This is a genomic window from Sphingobacterium multivorum (genome assembly GCF_039511225.1).
GTDB lineage: Bacteria > Bacteroidota > Bacteroidia > Sphingobacteriales > Sphingobacteriaceae > Sphingobacterium.
This window is the reverse complement of record NZ_CP154261.1, coordinates 5,703,435-5,720,841: the sequence shown is the minus strand read 5'-3', so window position 1 is coordinate 5,720,841 and position 17,407 is coordinate 5,703,435. Positions and strand designations below refer to the sequence as shown.

Sequence of the window (17,407 nt, the reverse complement as noted above, 5' to 3'; positions counted from 1 at the left end):
AAAAATTTATAAAGAAAATATAATTACGATATAATGAAAAAAATCCCGAGTAGTAAGGTAAGCCCGAAACCGCCAAAATTCAATTTTGTGTGGCTTATGATTGCCATGTTTTTAGGTTTTTTTGCCTTACAGTACGTTTTTGGAGAAAGCCCAGCTAAGGAAGTTAGCTATAGTGATTTTGAGACACGTATGTTGAATACAGGCGCTGTAGAGCGTCTTGTCGCCTATAAAAAGAATGATCTTGTCGAAGTGGAGGTCTATTTAAAAAAGGGCTGGAAAGATAACCCAAGTTTTAAAGACGCTACAAAAGCTGCTGATCCGCTTCCAAGTCTATCAGGACAGGAAGACAAGGGGCCACAATATATTTTTAAGGATGCTTCGCCTGATGTTTTAGAAAAGAAATTAGCTGCTTCACAAGCGGAATTAACGCCAGGTACACCAAAAGTCCAATTGACTTATGATGATCGTTCTAACCCTTGGGCAAGCTGGTTTATCACGTTTATGTTGCCCTTGTTGGTATTGGCTGCCATCTGGATCTTCTTGATGCGTCGTATGGGCGGTGGTGCTGGCGGCGGTGGCGGTGCGATCTTTAATATAGGTAAATCTAAGGCGACGTTGTTTGATAAAGAATCGCAGATCAATATCACATTTAATGATGTTGCTGGTCTTGAAGAGGCGAAACAAGAAGTTATGGAGATTGTGGATTTCTTAAAAAATCCACGTAAATACACCAATCTAGGGGGTAAAATTCCGAAAGGCGCTTTGCTTGTAGGGCCTCCGGGAACGGGTAAGACGTTATTGGCTAAAGCTGTAGCCGGAGAGGCTCAAGTGCCATTTTTCTCATTATCCGGATCTGACTTTGTCGAAATGTTTGTGGGTGTAGGTGCATCGCGTGTTCGCGATTTGTTTAAGCAAGCGAAAGAGAAAGCGCCATGTATCATTTTTATCGATGAGATTGATGCTATAGGTCGTGCTCGTGGTAAAAACTCGATGATGGGCGGTAATGACGAGCGTGAAAATACATTGAACCAATTGTTGGTGGAGATGGATGGTTTCGGTACGGATTCGGGGGTTATTATTTTAGCGGCTACTAACCGTATCGATGTACTGGATACAGCATTGTTGCGTCCCGGACGTTTTGACCGTCAAATTTCTATTGATAAACCGGATTTGATTGGCCGTGAGCAAATTTTCAAAGTGCATCTAAAGCCGTTGAAATTATCGGCTGAGGTCGACGCAAAAAAATTATCGGCGCAGACACCTGGTTTTGCGGGAGCTGAAATTGCCAACGTGTGTAACGAAGCAGCCCTTATTGCTGCCCGTAAAAATAAACCAGAGATTGATATGCAGGATTTTCAGGATGCCGTTGATCGTGTGATCGGTGGTCTTGAAAAGAAAAACAAAATCATCTCTCCGGAAGAGAAACGTATTGTAGCTTATCATGAGGCTGGGCACGCTATTGCGGGCTGGTTTTTAGAGCACGCCGATCCTTTGGTGAAAGTATCTATCGTGCCACGTGGGGTCGCTGCTTTGGGTTATGCACAGTATCTTCCCCGTGAACAGTTCTTATATACGACAGAACAACTTATAGACAGTTTATGTATGACTATGGGAGGTCGTGTTGCTGAAGATATTACGTTTGGAAGAATTTCAACAGGTGCTCAAAATGACTTAGAGCGTATCACGCAACTTTCGTATGCGATGATTGCAATCTACGGTATGAATGATAAAGTTGGAAATGTCTCTTTCAGAGACAGCTCCGAAGCCTCTTTCCAAAAACCATATTCTGACAAAACGGCAGAGCTGATTGATGCTGAAGTTCGTAACTTGATCAACGATGTTTATGCACGTACCAAACAGTTATTGCTGGATAAACGTGAAGGTTTGATTAAAATAGCAGAAAAGCTATTGGAAAAAGAAATTCTTTTTCAGTCGGACTTGGAAGAGATCTTAGGTAAACGCCCATTTGAAACGAAGACTACTTATGAGGAGTTTGTGAATGGTGCTGATGGTGGTGGAGTTCCACAGACAGATCTACCGTTGGATGTTCGCCCGGACGAAGCGCGATCTAGTGAAGGACAAGGTTCAGAAACACCGTCAAATAATTTGAATTAATTTGAATGCTGCAGCGCTAGAGTCATCTAGCGCTGCATTTATATAGATATGCGCCATGAACGTGAAGAACGCAACAGCGAAGGAGGTAATGTTAAAACGGGTACGTCAGGCATTACTACAGAAAAACGATAATCCTCATCCCAATTTCAAAGAAACAGCCCTTTATAAAGAAGAGGATGAGTTGGTGGATATTGTTTTTGTCCGCGAATTGACTGCTGCAGGAGGCAAGTTTCTCTATTGTGATGGCGAAATCGGTCTGATTGAAAATTTGATTTCATTGACTGAGGAGAATAATATTAAAAATATATACGCTTGGGAGCAAGGTGTTCAAAATCTACTCAGTCCATATGGTTTTCCTTTTTTAAAAACAGAGCGCGATTTTGAATTGGCAAACGCAAGCATCACATCCTGTGAAGCATTAGTTGCACGTAATGGCAGTATTATGGTGAGTAATGCAAATGCTTCAGGGCGCCGGTTGAGCATATATCCACCAATTCATATTGTTATTGCCAAAGCCTCGCAACTGGTGTGGGATCTAAAAGATGCTTTAGCCTATATGCAGAAGCGTTACGGTCAGGAAATTCCGACGATGATTTCGACAATTACGGGCCCTTCCAGAACGGCCGATATTGAGAAAAGATTGGTTTTGGGGGCACATGGACCAAAAGAACTTTATGTTTTACTTTTAGAGGATCGATTCTAGGAATTACTATGCTATTGTATTATCTAACAGAAATGCCTGTTGCGAGTATTATTTTCTTTTTTACACTCACTACCAGTATCTATACATTTTCACATGAACAACTTTACGGCAAGCTGATGTTGCATCCGTATAGTATCGCGCGTAATCGAAAAGTATATACTATCCTTACCAGTGGTTTTGTCCATAAAGATTGGGGGCATTTACTGTTTAATATGCTTACCTTCTACTATTTTGCATTTGGTTTGGAGCGTATACTTGCAGAGGCGAGTCCATATGGTCATATTTTATTTGCGGTGATCTATATCGGTAGTTTAATCTTGAGCGATATACCGACGATCATCCAACAGAAGAATAGCCCCGGTTATTATAGTTTGGGCGCTTCTGGAGCGATCTGTGCGGTCTTGTTCAGTTATATTCTTTTCGACCCGAAAGTGACCATTGGTGTGATGATGATTATACCGATGCCGGCTTACCTGTTTGCATTCTTATTTTTGGGCTATTGCATATGGGCATCGAAAAAAGGACAAGATGGTATAAACCATGATGCCCATTTCTTTGGTGCATTGTCAGGTCTGATCTTGACGATTATCTGTTTCCCTTGGGTTATTAAGCATTGTTTGGCGCAGTTTTAGAATTTTCCGCCCCAGGTTTCCCGGTCTAAATTTCTGTATTGGATCGCTTCAGCAAGATGATGGTTCTCGATGTTTTTACTCAGTTCCATATCAGCGATTGTACGAGCAACCTTGAGTATTCGATCGTATGCTCTTGCGGATAGGCTGAGGCGTTCAATCGCCGTTTTAAGTAACTTCTTTCCGTGCTCATCAACCTGACATATTTCTCGGGTCAATTGTGTACTCATCTGGGCATTACAATGGATGTCTGGCAAAGAATCGAACCGTTCCTTTTGAATTTCGCGTGTCTGAATGACCCGACTTCGCACAGTGAGGCTGTCTTCGGCTTTATGTGTTGTACTCAGTTGGTCAAATAGTACAGGTGTCACCTCAATATGCAGATCGATACGGTCTAAAAGAGGTCCCGATATTTTACTTAAATAACGTTGTACCGTGTTACTGCCACATATACATTCCTTTTCGGGGTGATTGAAATAGCCGCAGGGACAGGGGTTCATGGCGGCAACGAGCATGAAACTCGCCGGATAATCCACCGTGAGTTTTGCCCTTGATATGGTAATCTGTCGTGATTCAAGAGGTTGGCGCATGACTTCCAATACAGTACGTTTGAATTCCGGTAACTCATCAAGAAACAACACGCCATGATGTGCCAGTGAGATTTCACCTGGGAGCGGATTGGAGCCTCCACCTACCATGGCGACGTCCGATATGGTATGATGGGGAGAACGAAATGGCCGTGCAGTCAAGAGCGACTCTTTGGTTTTCAGATTTCCAGATACAGAGTGTATTTTGGTGGTTTCTAAAGATTCAGTCATATTGAGGGGTGGGAGGATCGTCGGTAATCTTTTTGCCAACATCGTTTTTCCTGCGCCGGGGGGACCTATTAAAATGAGGTTATGGCCGCCCGCAGCTGCAATTTCAAGGGCTCTTTTAATATTCTCCTGTCCTTGAACATCCGAAAAATCGACATCATAATGATTTGTATTGCTCTTAAAGAAACTTTGAATATCAATTTTTGTGGGGTCAATATTTATCCTATGGTTTAGGAAGTCAACAACTTGGCTGAGGTTTTCTACACCTATAATATCGATTCCCGAAACAATAGCGGCTTCCCTTGCATTCTCTTGTGGTAAAATAATCCCTTTAAAGCCTTCCTTCAAGGCTTGTAAAGTAATGGGTAAAATACCGCGTATAGGCTTAATGCTTCCATCTAATGATAGTTCGCCTAAAATGAGATAATCGGCCAAAAGCTCATTTGCCATTTGTCCGGAGGATGCGAGTATGCCGATTGCGATTGACAAGTCATAGCTGGAGCCTTCCTTACGGAGGTCTGCGGGTGCCAAGTTGACAACAATCTTTTGGCGTGGCATGTGAAGTTGACAGGAAGTAATGGCACTTTCGACACGTCTTAAGCTTTCTTTTACGGCATTGTCAGGCAATCCTACGATATAATAATGCAGGCCTGTAGACACGATTACCTCAACGGTAATTGTGCAGGCATTAATCCCATAAACAGCACTGCAATAGGTTTTATTTAGCATAATTTTTATAATGGGTTGATTTAAAGATACTAAAAATCCCAAAGGGTTAATAATTGTTTGGTGAATTATTGAAAGTCAATCAAAATTTATTAAAAAATGATTATATTGGAAGATATAGTTTCTCGTAAATAATGGATTAAATGCCGCATTTGGCAAACGATTTGCTCTGTTAATTGTATTATACACGAGGACTAGTTTCATCGTAATAGAATTAGAAATTAAAACGAAAAAGAAATGAATGACACAAGTAAAGTAGCTTTGGCGTTGTTAGCGGGTCTTGCTGCAGGTGCAGCTTTGGGAGTTTTATTTGCTCCAGACAAGGGGTCGGATACGAGAGATAAAATCAATGATTCATTAAGCGATTTGAGTGATGCTATTCGTGAAAGAGCGGAAGAACAGTTCGATCAACTGAATGACTTTAAAGAGAAGATTGTTTCTACATTGAAAGGGAAATTAAATCAGAGCGAAGAAGTGCTAGATGATGATATCATCGAACATGCATAATCCGCAGATTATTCATTGGAATAATTGGTGTAGAATACATATTATCAGGCTATTTCTAGGGATAGCTGTCTGACGAACTATTTACTCCTTATGCGTAGAGAGTGGATTTGTGTTGGCATCCTAGGATGCAGCGTTTTCGTTTTTTAAGCTAGCGGTTGAAATAGCCTGAATAAATTTTAGATGCATGGAAGAAGAAAAATTTTCACTTAGCGGTACGTTTCAAAAAACCAAAGAGTATGTTGACTCTCAGTTTAAGCTTGTCAAATTAAAGACAATCGAACGGTCGTCCAGATTGATTGCTAGCCTTGTTGTTGATGCGACAAAGTTGATTTTCACGTTGTTCGTTCTGTTTTTTTTGTGCTTGGCACTGGGTTTTTGGCTCGGGGAGCTATTGGGAAGCTATTCACTGGGCTTTTTGGCGACAGCAGGTATCTTTTTAGTGATTATCATCTTAATACGGGTTTTTGAGCCTATGCTGGAATCCAAATTTATGGATCTGTCAATCCGCCGTTTTTTAGCGAAATGGAATGACGAGATCGAGGAAGAGGAGGAAGAATTGCACAAGGAAAAACTTGACAGAGAAAGGGTTACAAATGAACAATAAACAGACTAAAATACGTAATCTGCAGGAACTTAAAGCTGAGATTTCCCGTTTAAAGACATTAAAAAACGAACAAGAATCTTATCTTAAGGCTCAATTTACCTTGCTCAACAATAAAATAGAGGCTCCGATTCGTTTTTTCAATACCTTAAAAGATAATATACCGGGGGTAAATATCGTCCAGCAGTTGTTTGCGAAAAGTAGCAATCCAGATTCCGATTGGCTAACGAAGACCTTACGTATCGGCGTGCCCTTTGTTATGAATAGGTTGTTCCTAAAAAATACGGGCGTTTTAAAGAAAGCGCTGATGTTGCTGTTATCAGAGCGTGCTGTCGGCCAGATCAATCAAGATAAAATCACCGGCCTCATTGGTAAATTAACAAGCTTTATTCGTCCCAAGAAAAAGAAGAAAAATAAAGCTGCCCAAGCGGAAAATGTAGTTATCAAGGATGAGGTTAACGAGTACGGCATTCCTTCCTATAGCGAGACTTACTAATGCAATCGTGTTGGATTTATTCGGAAGCGTTTGCTTCTTTCTTTAAAAAATCCGCATAAGCTAGTTGAATGCCTTCCCGGAGGTTAACTCGATGTTTCCAGCCCAGCGCATGTAGTTTTGAGACATCCATGAGTTTTCGCGGCGTTCCGTCAGGTTTGGAACTATCGAAGGAAATAGCTCCCTGGTAACCGATGATGTCTTTAATCAATTCGGCAAGTTCTTTAATGCTTATGTCTTCGCCAATGCCAATGTTGACAAATTGTTTCTCGTCATAATTATTCATTAAGAAAACGCAGGCATCTGCCAGGTCATCCGAAAAAAGAAATTCCCGTAAGGGGGTCCCTGTTCCCCAGATCATAACTTCAGGGAGCTGATTGATTTTAGCTTCATGAAATCTTCTGATCAAGGCCGGTAAGACATGTGAATTTTGCGGATGGTAGTTGTCGTTAATTCCGTAAAGATTTGTTGGCATAACGGAGATATAATTGCATCCATACTGATCCCGAAAGGCTTCTGCCATTTTTATTCCCGCGATTTTAGCAATTGCGTAGGGCTCATTTGTAGGCTCCAGTGTGCCCGTGAGTAGCATATCTTCATTCAAAGGCTGTGGAGCCATTTTTGGATAGATACAGCTTGAGCCTAAGAACATTAATTTTTTAACCTTATTATCGTAGGAAGATTTGATGACGTTATTTTGTATAGCCATATTCTCGTATATAAAATCAGCGCGATAGGTGTTGTTCGCCATGATCCCGCCAACTTTGGCTGCGGCTAAGAAAACATAGTCCGGTTTTTCCTGATCGAAAAAATCAGCGACCGCTTGCTGGTTGCGCAAATCTAATTCCGAAGATGTGCGGGTGACAATGTTATTGTATCCAAGCTCCGATAATTTGCGATGAATTGCCGATCCGACCATTCCACGATGGCCTGCTATATAAATTTTAGCGTCTTTCTCCACGATAAGTTATTGATTCCTGCAAACTTAGATAAATTGCTTTTTATATGCAATATAATTCGCCCGTGTGGATGCAATTTATGGATTACTGTGTATGCTATCGGACGTCGGATTGTTCTGTAATTGCCGGTATTGGTGCTGTCTCTCAGATTTATTTTTTTTAGCGGGAATATAAGGTTATTTTTGCGGGATATTTATTAAAAAATGGGAAAGGACAAACTACGTAAATTTGCTGAAGTTGCTACTTTTGAAAATGTAATCCAACTCGACGCAGGCAAAGAATATAAAGGAAAATGGGCTGAGAAGCAATTTGGTAATACTAATCCGGTTGTTTTGGAGCTTGCTTGTGGTAAAGGTGAGTATACTGTTAATCTAGCGAGATTGTTTCCGGAGAAAAATTTCATCGGTATCGATTTTAAGGGTAATCGTATTTGGCGGGGAGCCAAAACAGCTTTGGAGGATGGAATTCGGAATGTTGCTTTTCTTCGGATACAAATTGAGACTATTCTTGAACATTTTGCTGAAAATGAAATTGATGAAATCTGGATTACCTTTCCGGATCCGCAACCACAAGATAGCCGTGAAAAGAAGCGATTGACCGGGCCAAAGTTTTTGGATCGTTATAAAGTCATTATGAAGCCTGAAGGAATGATGAATCTGAAAACAGATAATGATGGTTTTTATGCCTATACATTGGAGCAGATTGATCTACAGAATCTGAAAAAATATAAAGAAACGACAGATCTTTACCATTCGGACTTAGTGGATAATGTTTTATCCATCAAGACATACTACGAACGGAAGTATTTGGCACATGACAAGAATATTAATTATGTGAAGTGGAGTTTCGAGAAGGCTTAAGCCTTAACGCTTCTATTGTAATAAAGAGCCCAAACTTTCGTTTGGGCTCTTTTTTTTTCTTCCGGGGGTGTGGATCTAAAGGCCTGATCGCTCGATTTTAAGCCTTATTGGCAGCTGCGCCCCTTGGTGGAATCTATTTTTTCGTATTATACATGAAGGTTGTCCCATGCTTTCTGTATTGTTTGCATATTGTAGTATATATATTGGTGAGAAGTCCTAATAGCTGCTAAAAGCAGCTGAGAAATTTGCTTAAAACTTTCTTGGAATACCTTCTTCCCTACAGTTGCAGTAATTTTATATGTCCTTTAGGTTCACTTGACTCTTGTGTTGTGTGTTCTGATGTGCGGTTTTAAATAATTTCGATTTATTTCGTTTTTTAAATATTATTAATTATTTTCGATTTGGAAAATAAAAAATAACCAAAAGAAAGAGCACTTTATAGTGTGCCTAATGCGTGATAATCCCTTCATAGTGGGTTTCAAAGCATTTTACTAAAGATTGAAACAGTAATAGTGTGCCTAAAGGAAATGCTATTCGAAATAATTGTTAACAAAAAGAAAACATTAAGTTAAAGCAAACTTTTTGTTAGGGATATATTTTTGTGCCAAATTGAAAATTAACAATTTACACCAATAACTATGTTTAGTATTAACCCTATCCAAATTAATCTAAGGCACTCCTCCTCGAAAGTGCTATTTGTGGCCTTAGCAATTGCCTGCAATATGGATGTAGCTGGGGCAGCGGTTCCATTAGAACGGGGCCACGGCGTTTTTCATTATTTTAATCAGGGGAAGATTAAAATCAAAGGAAAAGTTGTAGATAATAAAACCAAGGAGCCATTGGCTTCAGTATCGATACTTTCAGGTGGGGTGACGAAGGGTTCTACGGATCGAAATGGTAATTTTGAGGTAGATATCGAAGCTGGGGGGAAAGTCCGTTTTCAGATGATCGGATATGAGGCTCAAACAAGGGCATACGATGCTGCGCAAACAAATGTTCACATTGGTTTAAATCCAACATCTGAAGCACTTGAAGAAGTTGTTGTCACTGCATTGGGGATTAAAAGACAAGAACGAGAATTAGGGTATGCCACCACGGTTGTAAAAGGAGAACAGTTGACTGATGCACTATCCAATAACTGGAGTGACGCATTGTCGGGTAAAGTGGCAGGCTTGAACCTAATGCGTTCAAATGCTGGTCCTACGGGGTCGACTAAGATTATTTTAAGAGGCGAAACGAATTTAAACGGCGATCCTGGGGCATTGATCGTCGTGGATGGTGTCGTTGTGAATGAAGGGAGCGGCCGTAAGACGGCAAATTCGGGAGAAAGTGCTTATGGTACAGGATCAGACAATATGCCGGCAGACTATGGGTCTGGCATAGATGATCTTAATCCTGAAGACATTGAAAATATAACGGTTCTAAAAGGGGCCAGTGCAGCGGCGTTGTATGGTCAACGGGGTGCCAATGGGGCTATTATGATTACGACCAAATCTGGAGCAAAAGGTAAAAAAGGCATTGGAGTTACGGTAAATTCAAATACCTCGCTAGAAGCCATTAATCGAATGCCCGATTTACAGTATGAATATGGACAGGGGCTTGACGGTGCGGATTATTACTCTTATGGTACAACGGAGGACGGCGCAAGTACATCGGGAACAAGTTCAGCCTATGGACCGAAATTTGACGGCCAATATTTTTATCAATATGATCCGGTTACGCAAGCAGTGGGTACGGAACGTACCCTTTGGCGTCCTTATAATAATTTGAAGTCTTTCTTTGATGTCGGAAAAACATTCACTAACTCAGTCAGTATAGATGGGGGAACGGATAAAACATCAGCGCGGTTTTCTGCAACCAATGTAAACAATACTTGGATCGTGCCAAATACGGGTTACAAAAGAAATACGGTTGCATTGTCGGTTAATTCAAAAGTGAGCGACAAACTACAGATCAATGCTAAGGTAAATTATACAAATAAATGGTCTGATAATTTACCAGGAGCTGGATATGGAAATCAGTCGCTGATGTATTGGTTCATTTTTTGGCAGCCCAATGCTGATATGAATTGGTTGAAAGATTATTGGGTGCAAGGAGCTGAAGGGCAGAAGATCAAATACCCATTTTCTTCTTATCCTGAAAATCCGTATGCCATATCTCGGGAGTTTATAAATGGTACCGATCGCCATGGGGTCACGGGAAATGTTCAGGCGAGCTATCAGTTTAATAAACATTGGAATCTGATGTTACGAAGCTCTTTGGATATGGCTTACGAGAATAGAGAGCAAAAAAGACCATATGATGCAGGTGCGAAAATGCCATATGGTAGTTATCGAACTCAATCTATTTCGTCGCGGGAAACCAATTTGGATTTCTTATTGAAATATGAAACGGAGATAAACAAAGACTGGAAAATGACGGGGACTATCGGTGGTAGCACAAATGATAACCGTTATCATAAAGATGAAATGCGTGCAGATTCGCTGACTTATCCTGGGGTGTATGTCATGGCTAATGCAAAAGGGCCTATTCTTAACTTACCTTATAAAAGTCATGTGCAGAGGAATGGCCTGTATGGACTATTTACAGCAGCTTATAAGAATTTCTTGTATGTAGACGGGACTTATCGTATTGATTGGGCAAGTACATTGGCATCTGCAATGGCACCAGATAAGAAAAAATATTTTACTTATCCGTCGTTAAATGCAAGCTTAATCGCTTCAGAATTATGGAAATTGCCCAAGGCAATTAATTATGCAAAATTGAGAGGCTCGATTTCAGGTGTAGGAAGTGGTGGCGATGATCCATATACTATTGATTTTTCTTATGAAAATGCAGGTGGTCAATATCCTGGCGGGTTACAAGTACCAACATTAATTGTAAATCCTTACTTACAGCCCTTACGTACACAATCTATCGAGTTTGGTACAGAGGTGCGTATGTTTAAGGATAGATTTGGTTTTGACCTTGCTGTTTATCAGAGTAATACAAGAAATCAACAGCTAAAAAGGACGATAGATGCTTCGACTGGTGGTCGGCAGAAAGTTGTCAATGCAGGGGAGGTTAGAAATAGAGGGATAGAGTTGGCCATGGATGGCACACCAATTAAAAATAAAGATGGATTTAATTGGAAAGTATTCGCGACATTCTCCATGAATCAGAATAAAATTATGTCGTTGGCAGATTCGTCTATGATTCTTCAGACCGGACCTGTGGCAGGTGGTCAGTTGGTGGCGAAAGTAGGTGGTTCAATGGGCGATCTATACGGTATTGGTTATAGAAGATCTCCGGATGGACAAATTATTTATGATAGTAAAACCGGTGTTGCTTTATTGACTGATGATGTGGTTTACTTAGGGAATACGATCCCTAAGGGAAAAGTAAGTTTGGGCAATGAATTTAGATATAAAGGTTTCCGGTTAAACTTATTATTTGATGCACAATTTGGTGGGGTAGCACATTCCTTGACACATTATAAATTGGCAGAGCAAGGAAAAACTAAAAATACGCTTCCTGGACGTTATAGTGGAATTATTGGGAATGGTGTTGTTCAAAATCCCGACGGTACCTATCGCAAAAATGATGTCATTGCAACAAATGTTGATGAATATTACCGTTCTCATTATGGGCAGGATAATGCTGAGGGAAGTACCTTTTCAACAAACTTTATCAAATTTAGGGAAGCTCGATTTGATTACTCCTTTTCCAAAGCTTTTGTTAGCCGCTTGAAATTACAAAAAGCTTCAGTTGGTGTTTATGGAAGAAATCTTGTGATTTGGTCAAACTGGCCAAACTTTGATCCAGAATTTGGTACGTTGTCGGGGACTGACATTGTCAAAGGATTTGAAATTGCTCAATTTCCTTCTACAAGGACGTACGGTTTTAACTTAGTTGTAGGCTTTTAACAATATAGACAATGAAACAATCGTTCAATTTTATAGGGATGGTCCTAATTGCCGTTGCAATGTTTTTGCAATCTTGCGATAAAAATTTTGAAGAAATTAATACAAATCCAAATAACAGTGTAAACGCTTATCCCTATCAATTAATGCAGCCTGCATTTAGGGATCTTGTTGCGTCCAATATGTCTCGTAATCGCTCATTAAATAATGAGCTGATGCAGGTCACGGTTAATATCAGTGATGGAGAATACCGTGTGTTCCGTTATGATATACGTAATACCGTCTCTGACGGACCTTGGAATTCCATGTATCCCGAGCTGAAAAATGTAAAAGAAATTTACAGATTGGCTGATGGTGGGCTCAATGATAATGCATCTTATCGTGGAATATCTTTAATCATGCAAACTTGGGGATTTTCTATCCTGACCGATACCTATGGCGATATTCCTTATACAGAAGCATTAAGAGGATTGGGTGAAGATATCCTGGAGCCTAAGTTCGATACACAGAAGGAAATTTATCTGGATTTCTTTAATAAGTTAGATTCTGCCAATGTATTATTATCAAAAAGCACGGCAATCAAAGGGGAATATGATCCGATTTACAATGGAAATGTCAGCAGATGGCGTAAGTTTGGAAACTCGTTATTTTTACGATTATTGTTAAGAGCTTCCGGGCAGACTGATCCAGCAGTTGCGACATTGGTTCGCTCAAAAATTAATGACATTTTAGTGAATAATGCATCTTTCTATCCCATTATGTCAAGTAATGACGATTCTGCTATCCTACGTTGGACAGGCATGTCTCCCTTGATTTCTCCATTTATGGAGGTGAGAGCACAGGACTTTCGTCAAGCATCTTTAGCAAATTTTTTTATTGATCATTTGGTTGCCTGGAACGATCCACGAATTAACATTCCGACCTATGGTTCAAACGGTGTAAATCGTTTGGGAATTGCACCGGTCAGTGGAAATTTCGTTGGTATTCCAAGTGGTTATGCTCCTGGCGAGGGTTGGGAACGTCAGTCCTATTTTTATTCTTATGATCAAACCGTGAATAATATTCCTGTGAAAACCATGATGAACGAGCCACTGACAGGAATGATCATGAATTGTTCGGAATTGCAGTTTATTAAAGCAGAACTGGCATTAAAAGGATTCTATGCAGATAAGGTCGGCGACCTTTACAAAGATGGTGTTATGAAAGGTATTACGACATGGCTTCCAACCTATGCCGAGCCTATTGAAGAATATTTAAATAATGGCGATATAAATTGGGATGATAACAACAGTTTCGAGAAAAAGATGGAAATGATTCATCTACAAAAATATTATGCCCTCTTATTTGTAGACTGCCAGCAATGGTTTGAATTTCGGAGGACAGGTTACCCTTTGTTGCCAAAGGGAACTGGTTTAAAAAATGGAGGCGAGATGCCTGCCCGCTTGAAGTATCCAATTTATGTCCAATCGGCAAACCCTACAAACTATAAACTAGCTATCGCACAGCAAGGGGCTGATGAGATTAATACGAAAGTGTGGTGGCAGAGATGATAATGGGTTTTATAATTTTAATGCGTAGATAATGAAAAAATATATTTTTTATATAATAACGGGATTCATGGGCGCGTTTGTTCTTGGTTCTTGCAGCAAAGACGGAAATTATCCTGGCGGGATGGTTAGTTCTTATATCGGTATTTTCGACGTCAGAAACATTTACAAGGGACAGCCTGTACAAATCAATCAAGATAATTTGGACGGATCTACAACAATTGCTGGAGTCGTTGTTTCGGACCATCGCGAGGGAAATTTTCCGGATGGATACCTGGTCATCCAAGATCGTAGACGCTTACGCCAGCTACGTGGTATTACCATACCCTTGGGAAAGGCGGCAGAAAATTATGTCATAGGAGATTCCTTGGAAATCAATATCGTTGGCAGTGAGTTGACGCGGGAAAATGGTATTCTGCAGTTAAAAAACATTGCCGAATCAAATATCGTAAAGATTGCTTCGGATAGGCCGATTCCCAATAATCGCGTGACTGCGAAAGATATTTTGGCAAATCCAGATAAATATGAAAGTACGTTGGTTGCAATTGTAAAGGGCGGTTTTAATCCTTTGCCTGCTGCTGGGGATATTTTAGAGGGGCAGAAAATTCTGAATGATGGATTCGGTAATTTAAATTTGGAGACCAAATCATCGGCAAAGTTTGCTAAAAGGAATTTAAGTGTTTTGGCTAATTATTTTGGTGTGATCTTTAATAAACAGGATTCCGAGGGAAAGCTCATTCCTTATGAGGTCTTGCGTAAAGAATCGGATATTCAGGAATTGAGCTCGGTAATTGAACATACCTCTGTGGCTATTTCTGGTTTTGCCAGCGATGTAAAAGGTGGGGATGGAAATTATGAATATGTTCAGCTTTTAGCAATTGAAGATATAGACTTTTCAAAAACGCCTTATGCTGTCATTGTCAGTAACAATGCGAATGCTTCTACACCAACTGGTATCCCTGCAAAAGGTTGGGCGACAGGAGGAATGCGAACGTATAAACTGAACATTACTTCTGGCACTGTTACAAAAGGCCAGTATTTCTATGTAGGTGGAAAATATAAATTAATTAATGGATCGAGTTCAACAGATATTTCGAATGCAAAATGGGTGGTAAATTATGACTATGTTGCAAAAGATGGTTTCGATGGTATTGGAACTAAAACTGGTGGGTTAATGGCTAATAGTGGTAATGCATTTGGCATTGCAGTATTTAATACGACTGCAGTGACAGAAGCAACAAAACCGGTGGATGTGATGTATATTTCGGGCGGCGGAGCATTGACCGATGGAACGAGGGGATATCGTATTACAAATAATGACTTTTATGATGTCATCGATCCCCTATCCTTGAAGTCACAGCCATTTTTTATGGCGGGAACCAATACGATCTTCTTAAAATACAATACGGCTGACGTAGGTTATTTTGTTAGTTTGGGTGGGGTATACAACACATCGTTAGCACGATGGACTTCTGCTCGATCTCAAAATAACATCGAGATGACCAAGGCTTCCACGCTGAGTGAAATCGAAAATGAGTTGTCAACGAAAATTGAACAATAGGTTGTATAAATAAAGGGGCTACAGCCCCTTTATTTATTCTATAGAAGCATGTCATTCTCCAAAAATTGGTAAAGCTAAAACATATTTTTATTATCTTCATTATATAACTATAAACGAAGACTTATGAACTTAACAGATTTAGTTACAGGTGGAGTAGGCTCTAAAGCGATAGAGACTATTTCAAAAATTACTGGTGTCAGTGAATCTAAAGCCAAGTGGATTGTAGCAGCGGCAGTTCCTTTGATGATTGCAGCATTGAATTACAATGCGAAAAACAAAGGGCAGGCTGAAAATATTGATAAGGCTATTGACCAGCATAGCAGTAGCGGGATACTCGACAAAATTGGAGATTTCTTTGGGCAGGGGGGAGCAGAACAGGGCAGTGCGCAAAATGTTTCTGAAGACGGTAATAAAATTGTCAACCATATGTTCGGCCAAAATACCGAAGTCGTGACACAGCATATAGCGGATAAAGCAGGCTTGAGTTCTTCTCAGGTGACGGGGGTACTGGCCACACTTGCACCTATCGTAATGGGGTATCTAGGGCAACAAAAGCAGGCTTCAAGCGGCGCTGGGATTGGTGATCTGATCGGCTCTGTGCTTGGTGGTGGAACACAGCAAAATGCAGGTGGCGGTATGTTGGGTGGTATATTAGGCTCTTTTTTAGGCGGTAGCCAAGAAGAACAAGCGCAAGCAACTGAGCAACCGGCATCGGGAGGTAGTGTCACCGACATGTTGGGCGGATTGGCAGGCAGTTTTTTTGATAAAAATAACGATGGGCAGGCAAAGGGCAATATTCTTGATTCAATCGCCGGTATGTTTGGCAAGTAAACTTTGTTAGGCTATTATTCGTCTTGATAAAAAGCTAGTATGGGATTAAGCTAAGATGGTGCAGATCCTAAACAGGAAGCGGTCGGAAGTTCTACACTTCCGACCGCTTTCTGTTTGTTCAATTTGTATTAATCTTCGGCCGATACTTTCGGTGGAAAATTTTTATGTTTTCTTTTGCTGATTTTGTCAATATTGACGGGTTGAGGTACCTTGACATAATATCCTGTTCCGTCATATTCACGTTTATTGGGATTTTCCTTACATGCTGGTGAACAGCATCCATCCATCTCCCAGCCGCACTCATCACATTGTGTGAAATGTTCATTACAAGTCGGGTTGGCGCAGTTGATCATTTTGGTGGTTTTCTTGCCACAGTTAAAACAAGTTGATACCACGGATGGGTTGACAGAATTTACATCGACAGTAACGCGATTGTCAAAGACGTAGCATTGACCTTCAAAATCTTCACCACCGGCTTCCTTTCCGTATTTAATAATGCCGCCATGTAATTGATAAACATCCTCGAAACCTTCTTTTAACAAGAGAGCAGATGCCTTCTCACATTTGATACCGCCTGTGCAGTACGTTAATATTTTTTTTCCTTTATATTGTTCGAGCTCTTTGATTTTCTCCGGGAACTCGCGGAAATTGTCAATATCTAGGGTAACAGCATTTTTAAAATGACCAACATTGTGCTCGTAATTTGAGCGTACATCCAATACGACCACATCCTCTTGGTCTTTCATGGCCAAGAAATCCTTCGGTTCAAGGTGCACACCGGTTTGACGGTTGGGATCAATTTCTTTTGGATCTCTCAAACCAGAGTGAACGATTTCGGCTTTGTAGCGGCAATGCATTTTAATGAATGATGGTTCATCTACATCGTCAATTTTGAACTCTGTTTTATTGAAACGACCATCGGCATAAATGGCATCGATATAGCTTTTACAGGATTCTACAGTACCCGAAACAGTTCCATTAAGACCTTCATCAGCTACAATGATACGGCCGACTAAGTCCAGTGATTTACAAAATTCTAAATGATCTGATGCGAATTTTTCGGCATCCTCGATAGGGCTGTAACAATAGTACAGCAAAGTTTGATATTGTGTCATGATATTCATTGATACCGCTGCAAACGGCGTTTAATGCTAAAAA

General features: G+C 40.4%; 14 protein-coding genes. 11 read left to right on the top strand and 3 right to left on the bottom strand.

The genetic code is table 11. The features are described from left to right. Nucleotides 1-33: 33 nt before the first annotated feature. The 3 genes from ftsH to AAH582_RS23825 are packed head-to-tail and all read left to right on the top strand — an operon-like array spanning nucleotide 34 to nucleotide 3,450. Entirely contained in the window at nucleotides 34-2,115 is a 2,082-nt protein-coding gene (ftsH, locus tag AAH582_RS23835) for an ATP-dependent zinc metalloprotease FtsH (RefSeq protein ID WP_046673131.1), read from the top strand. A gap of 55 nt (nucleotides 2,116-2,170) precedes the next feature. After that, nucleotides 2,171-2,818 carry a LutC/YkgG family protein gene (locus AAH582_RS23830; RefSeq protein WP_046673132.1) on the top strand — a complete coding sequence of 216 codons (648 nt, stop codon included), beginning with the start codon at nucleotides 2,171-2,173 and terminating at the stop codon, nucleotides 2,816-2,818. Between the two features lie 8 nt (nucleotides 2,819-2,826). Continuing rightward, nucleotides 2,827-3,450 (top strand): rhomboid family intramembrane serine protease, encoded by a 624-nt coding sequence (locus AAH582_RS23825; RefSeq protein ID WP_343320789.1) that lies wholly within the window; start codon nucleotides 2,827-2,829, stop codon nucleotides 3,448-3,450. Here the strand turns inward: AAH582_RS23825 and AAH582_RS23820 are convergent. Further along, on the bottom strand, nucleotides 3,447-4,991 hold the full coding sequence (locus AAH582_RS23820; protein WP_046673134.1) for a YifB family Mg chelatase-like AAA ATPase: 1,545 nt from the start codon (nucleotides 4,989-4,991) through the stop codon (nucleotides 3,447-3,449). The genes AAH582_RS23825 and AAH582_RS23820 overlap by 4 nt on opposite strands. A 234-nt stretch (nucleotides 4,992-5,225) precedes the next feature. Between AAH582_RS23820 and AAH582_RS23815 the strand changes: the two genes are divergently transcribed. The 3 genes from AAH582_RS23815 (at nucleotide 5,226) to AAH582_RS23805 (ending at nucleotide 6,592) form a co-directional block, all read left to right on the top strand. Then, entirely contained in the window at nucleotides 5,226-5,495 is a 270-nt protein-coding gene (locus AAH582_RS23815) for a YtxH domain-containing protein (protein WP_046673135.1), read from the top strand. 184 nt (nucleotides 5,496-5,679) lie between these two features. Then, a complete protein-coding gene (locus tag AAH582_RS23810; RefSeq protein WP_046673136.1) occupies nucleotides 5,680-6,099 on the top strand; it encodes a phage holin family protein in 420 nt (139 codons plus the stop codon). Continuing rightward, nucleotides 6,089-6,592, top strand: coding sequence for a hypothetical protein (locus AAH582_RS23805; protein WP_343320788.1), 504 nt, complete (start codon nucleotides 6,089-6,091; stop codon nucleotides 6,590-6,592). Before AAH582_RS23810 ends, AAH582_RS23805 begins: the two co-directional genes overlap by 11 nt. Nucleotides 6,593-6,608: 16 nt before the next feature. On the opposite strand, the gene fcl is transcribed toward AAH582_RS23805, so the two are convergent. Then, the gene (gene fcl, locus AAH582_RS23800) at nucleotides 6,609-7,550 is read right to left on the bottom strand and encodes a GDP-L-fucose synthase (RefSeq protein ID WP_343320787.1); all 942 of its coding nucleotides are present in this window, start codon (nucleotides 7,548-7,550) and stop codon (nucleotides 6,609-6,611) included. A gap of 201 nt (nucleotides 7,551-7,751) precedes the next feature. On the opposite strand from fcl, the gene trmB reads away from it, so the two are divergent. The 5 genes from trmB (at nucleotide 7,752) to AAH582_RS23775 (ending at nucleotide 16,249) form a co-directional block, all read left to right on the top strand. Beyond that, nucleotides 7,752-8,408, top strand: coding sequence for a tRNA (guanosine(46)-N7)-methyltransferase TrmB (gene trmB / locus AAH582_RS23795; protein ID WP_343320786.1), 657 nt, complete (start codon nucleotides 7,752-7,754; stop codon nucleotides 8,406-8,408). Between the two features lie 638 nt (nucleotides 8,409-9,046). Then, a complete protein-coding gene (locus AAH582_RS23790; protein ID WP_343320785.1) occupies nucleotides 9,047-12,313 on the top strand; it encodes a SusC/RagA family TonB-linked outer membrane protein in 3,267 nt (1,088 codons plus the stop codon). 11 nt (nucleotides 12,314-12,324) lie between these two features. After that, nucleotides 12,325-13,860, top strand: coding sequence for a SusD/RagB family nutrient-binding outer membrane lipoprotein (locus AAH582_RS23785; protein WP_343320784.1), 1,536 nt, complete (start codon nucleotides 12,325-12,327; stop codon nucleotides 13,858-13,860). Nucleotides 13,861-13,891: 31 nt separating this feature from the next. After that, nucleotides 13,892-15,418, top strand: coding sequence for a DUF5689 domain-containing protein (locus tag AAH582_RS23780; protein WP_343320783.1), 1,527 nt, complete (start codon nucleotides 13,892-13,894; stop codon nucleotides 15,416-15,418). Between the two features lie 123 nt (nucleotides 15,419-15,541). Next, nucleotides 15,542-16,249, top strand: a complete 708-nt coding sequence (locus tag AAH582_RS23775; RefSeq protein WP_343320782.1) for a DUF937 domain-containing protein — start codon at nucleotides 15,542-15,544, stop codon at nucleotides 16,247-16,249. Nucleotides 16,250-16,377: 128 nt separating this feature from the next. Here the strand turns inward: AAH582_RS23775 and AAH582_RS23770 are convergent, their stop codons facing one another. Further along, nucleotides 16,378-17,364, bottom strand: a complete 987-nt coding sequence (locus tag AAH582_RS23770; protein ID WP_343320781.1) for a rhodanese-related sulfurtransferase — start codon at nucleotides 17,362-17,364, stop codon at nucleotides 16,378-16,380. Nucleotides 17,365-17,407 lie beyond the last annotated feature (43 nt).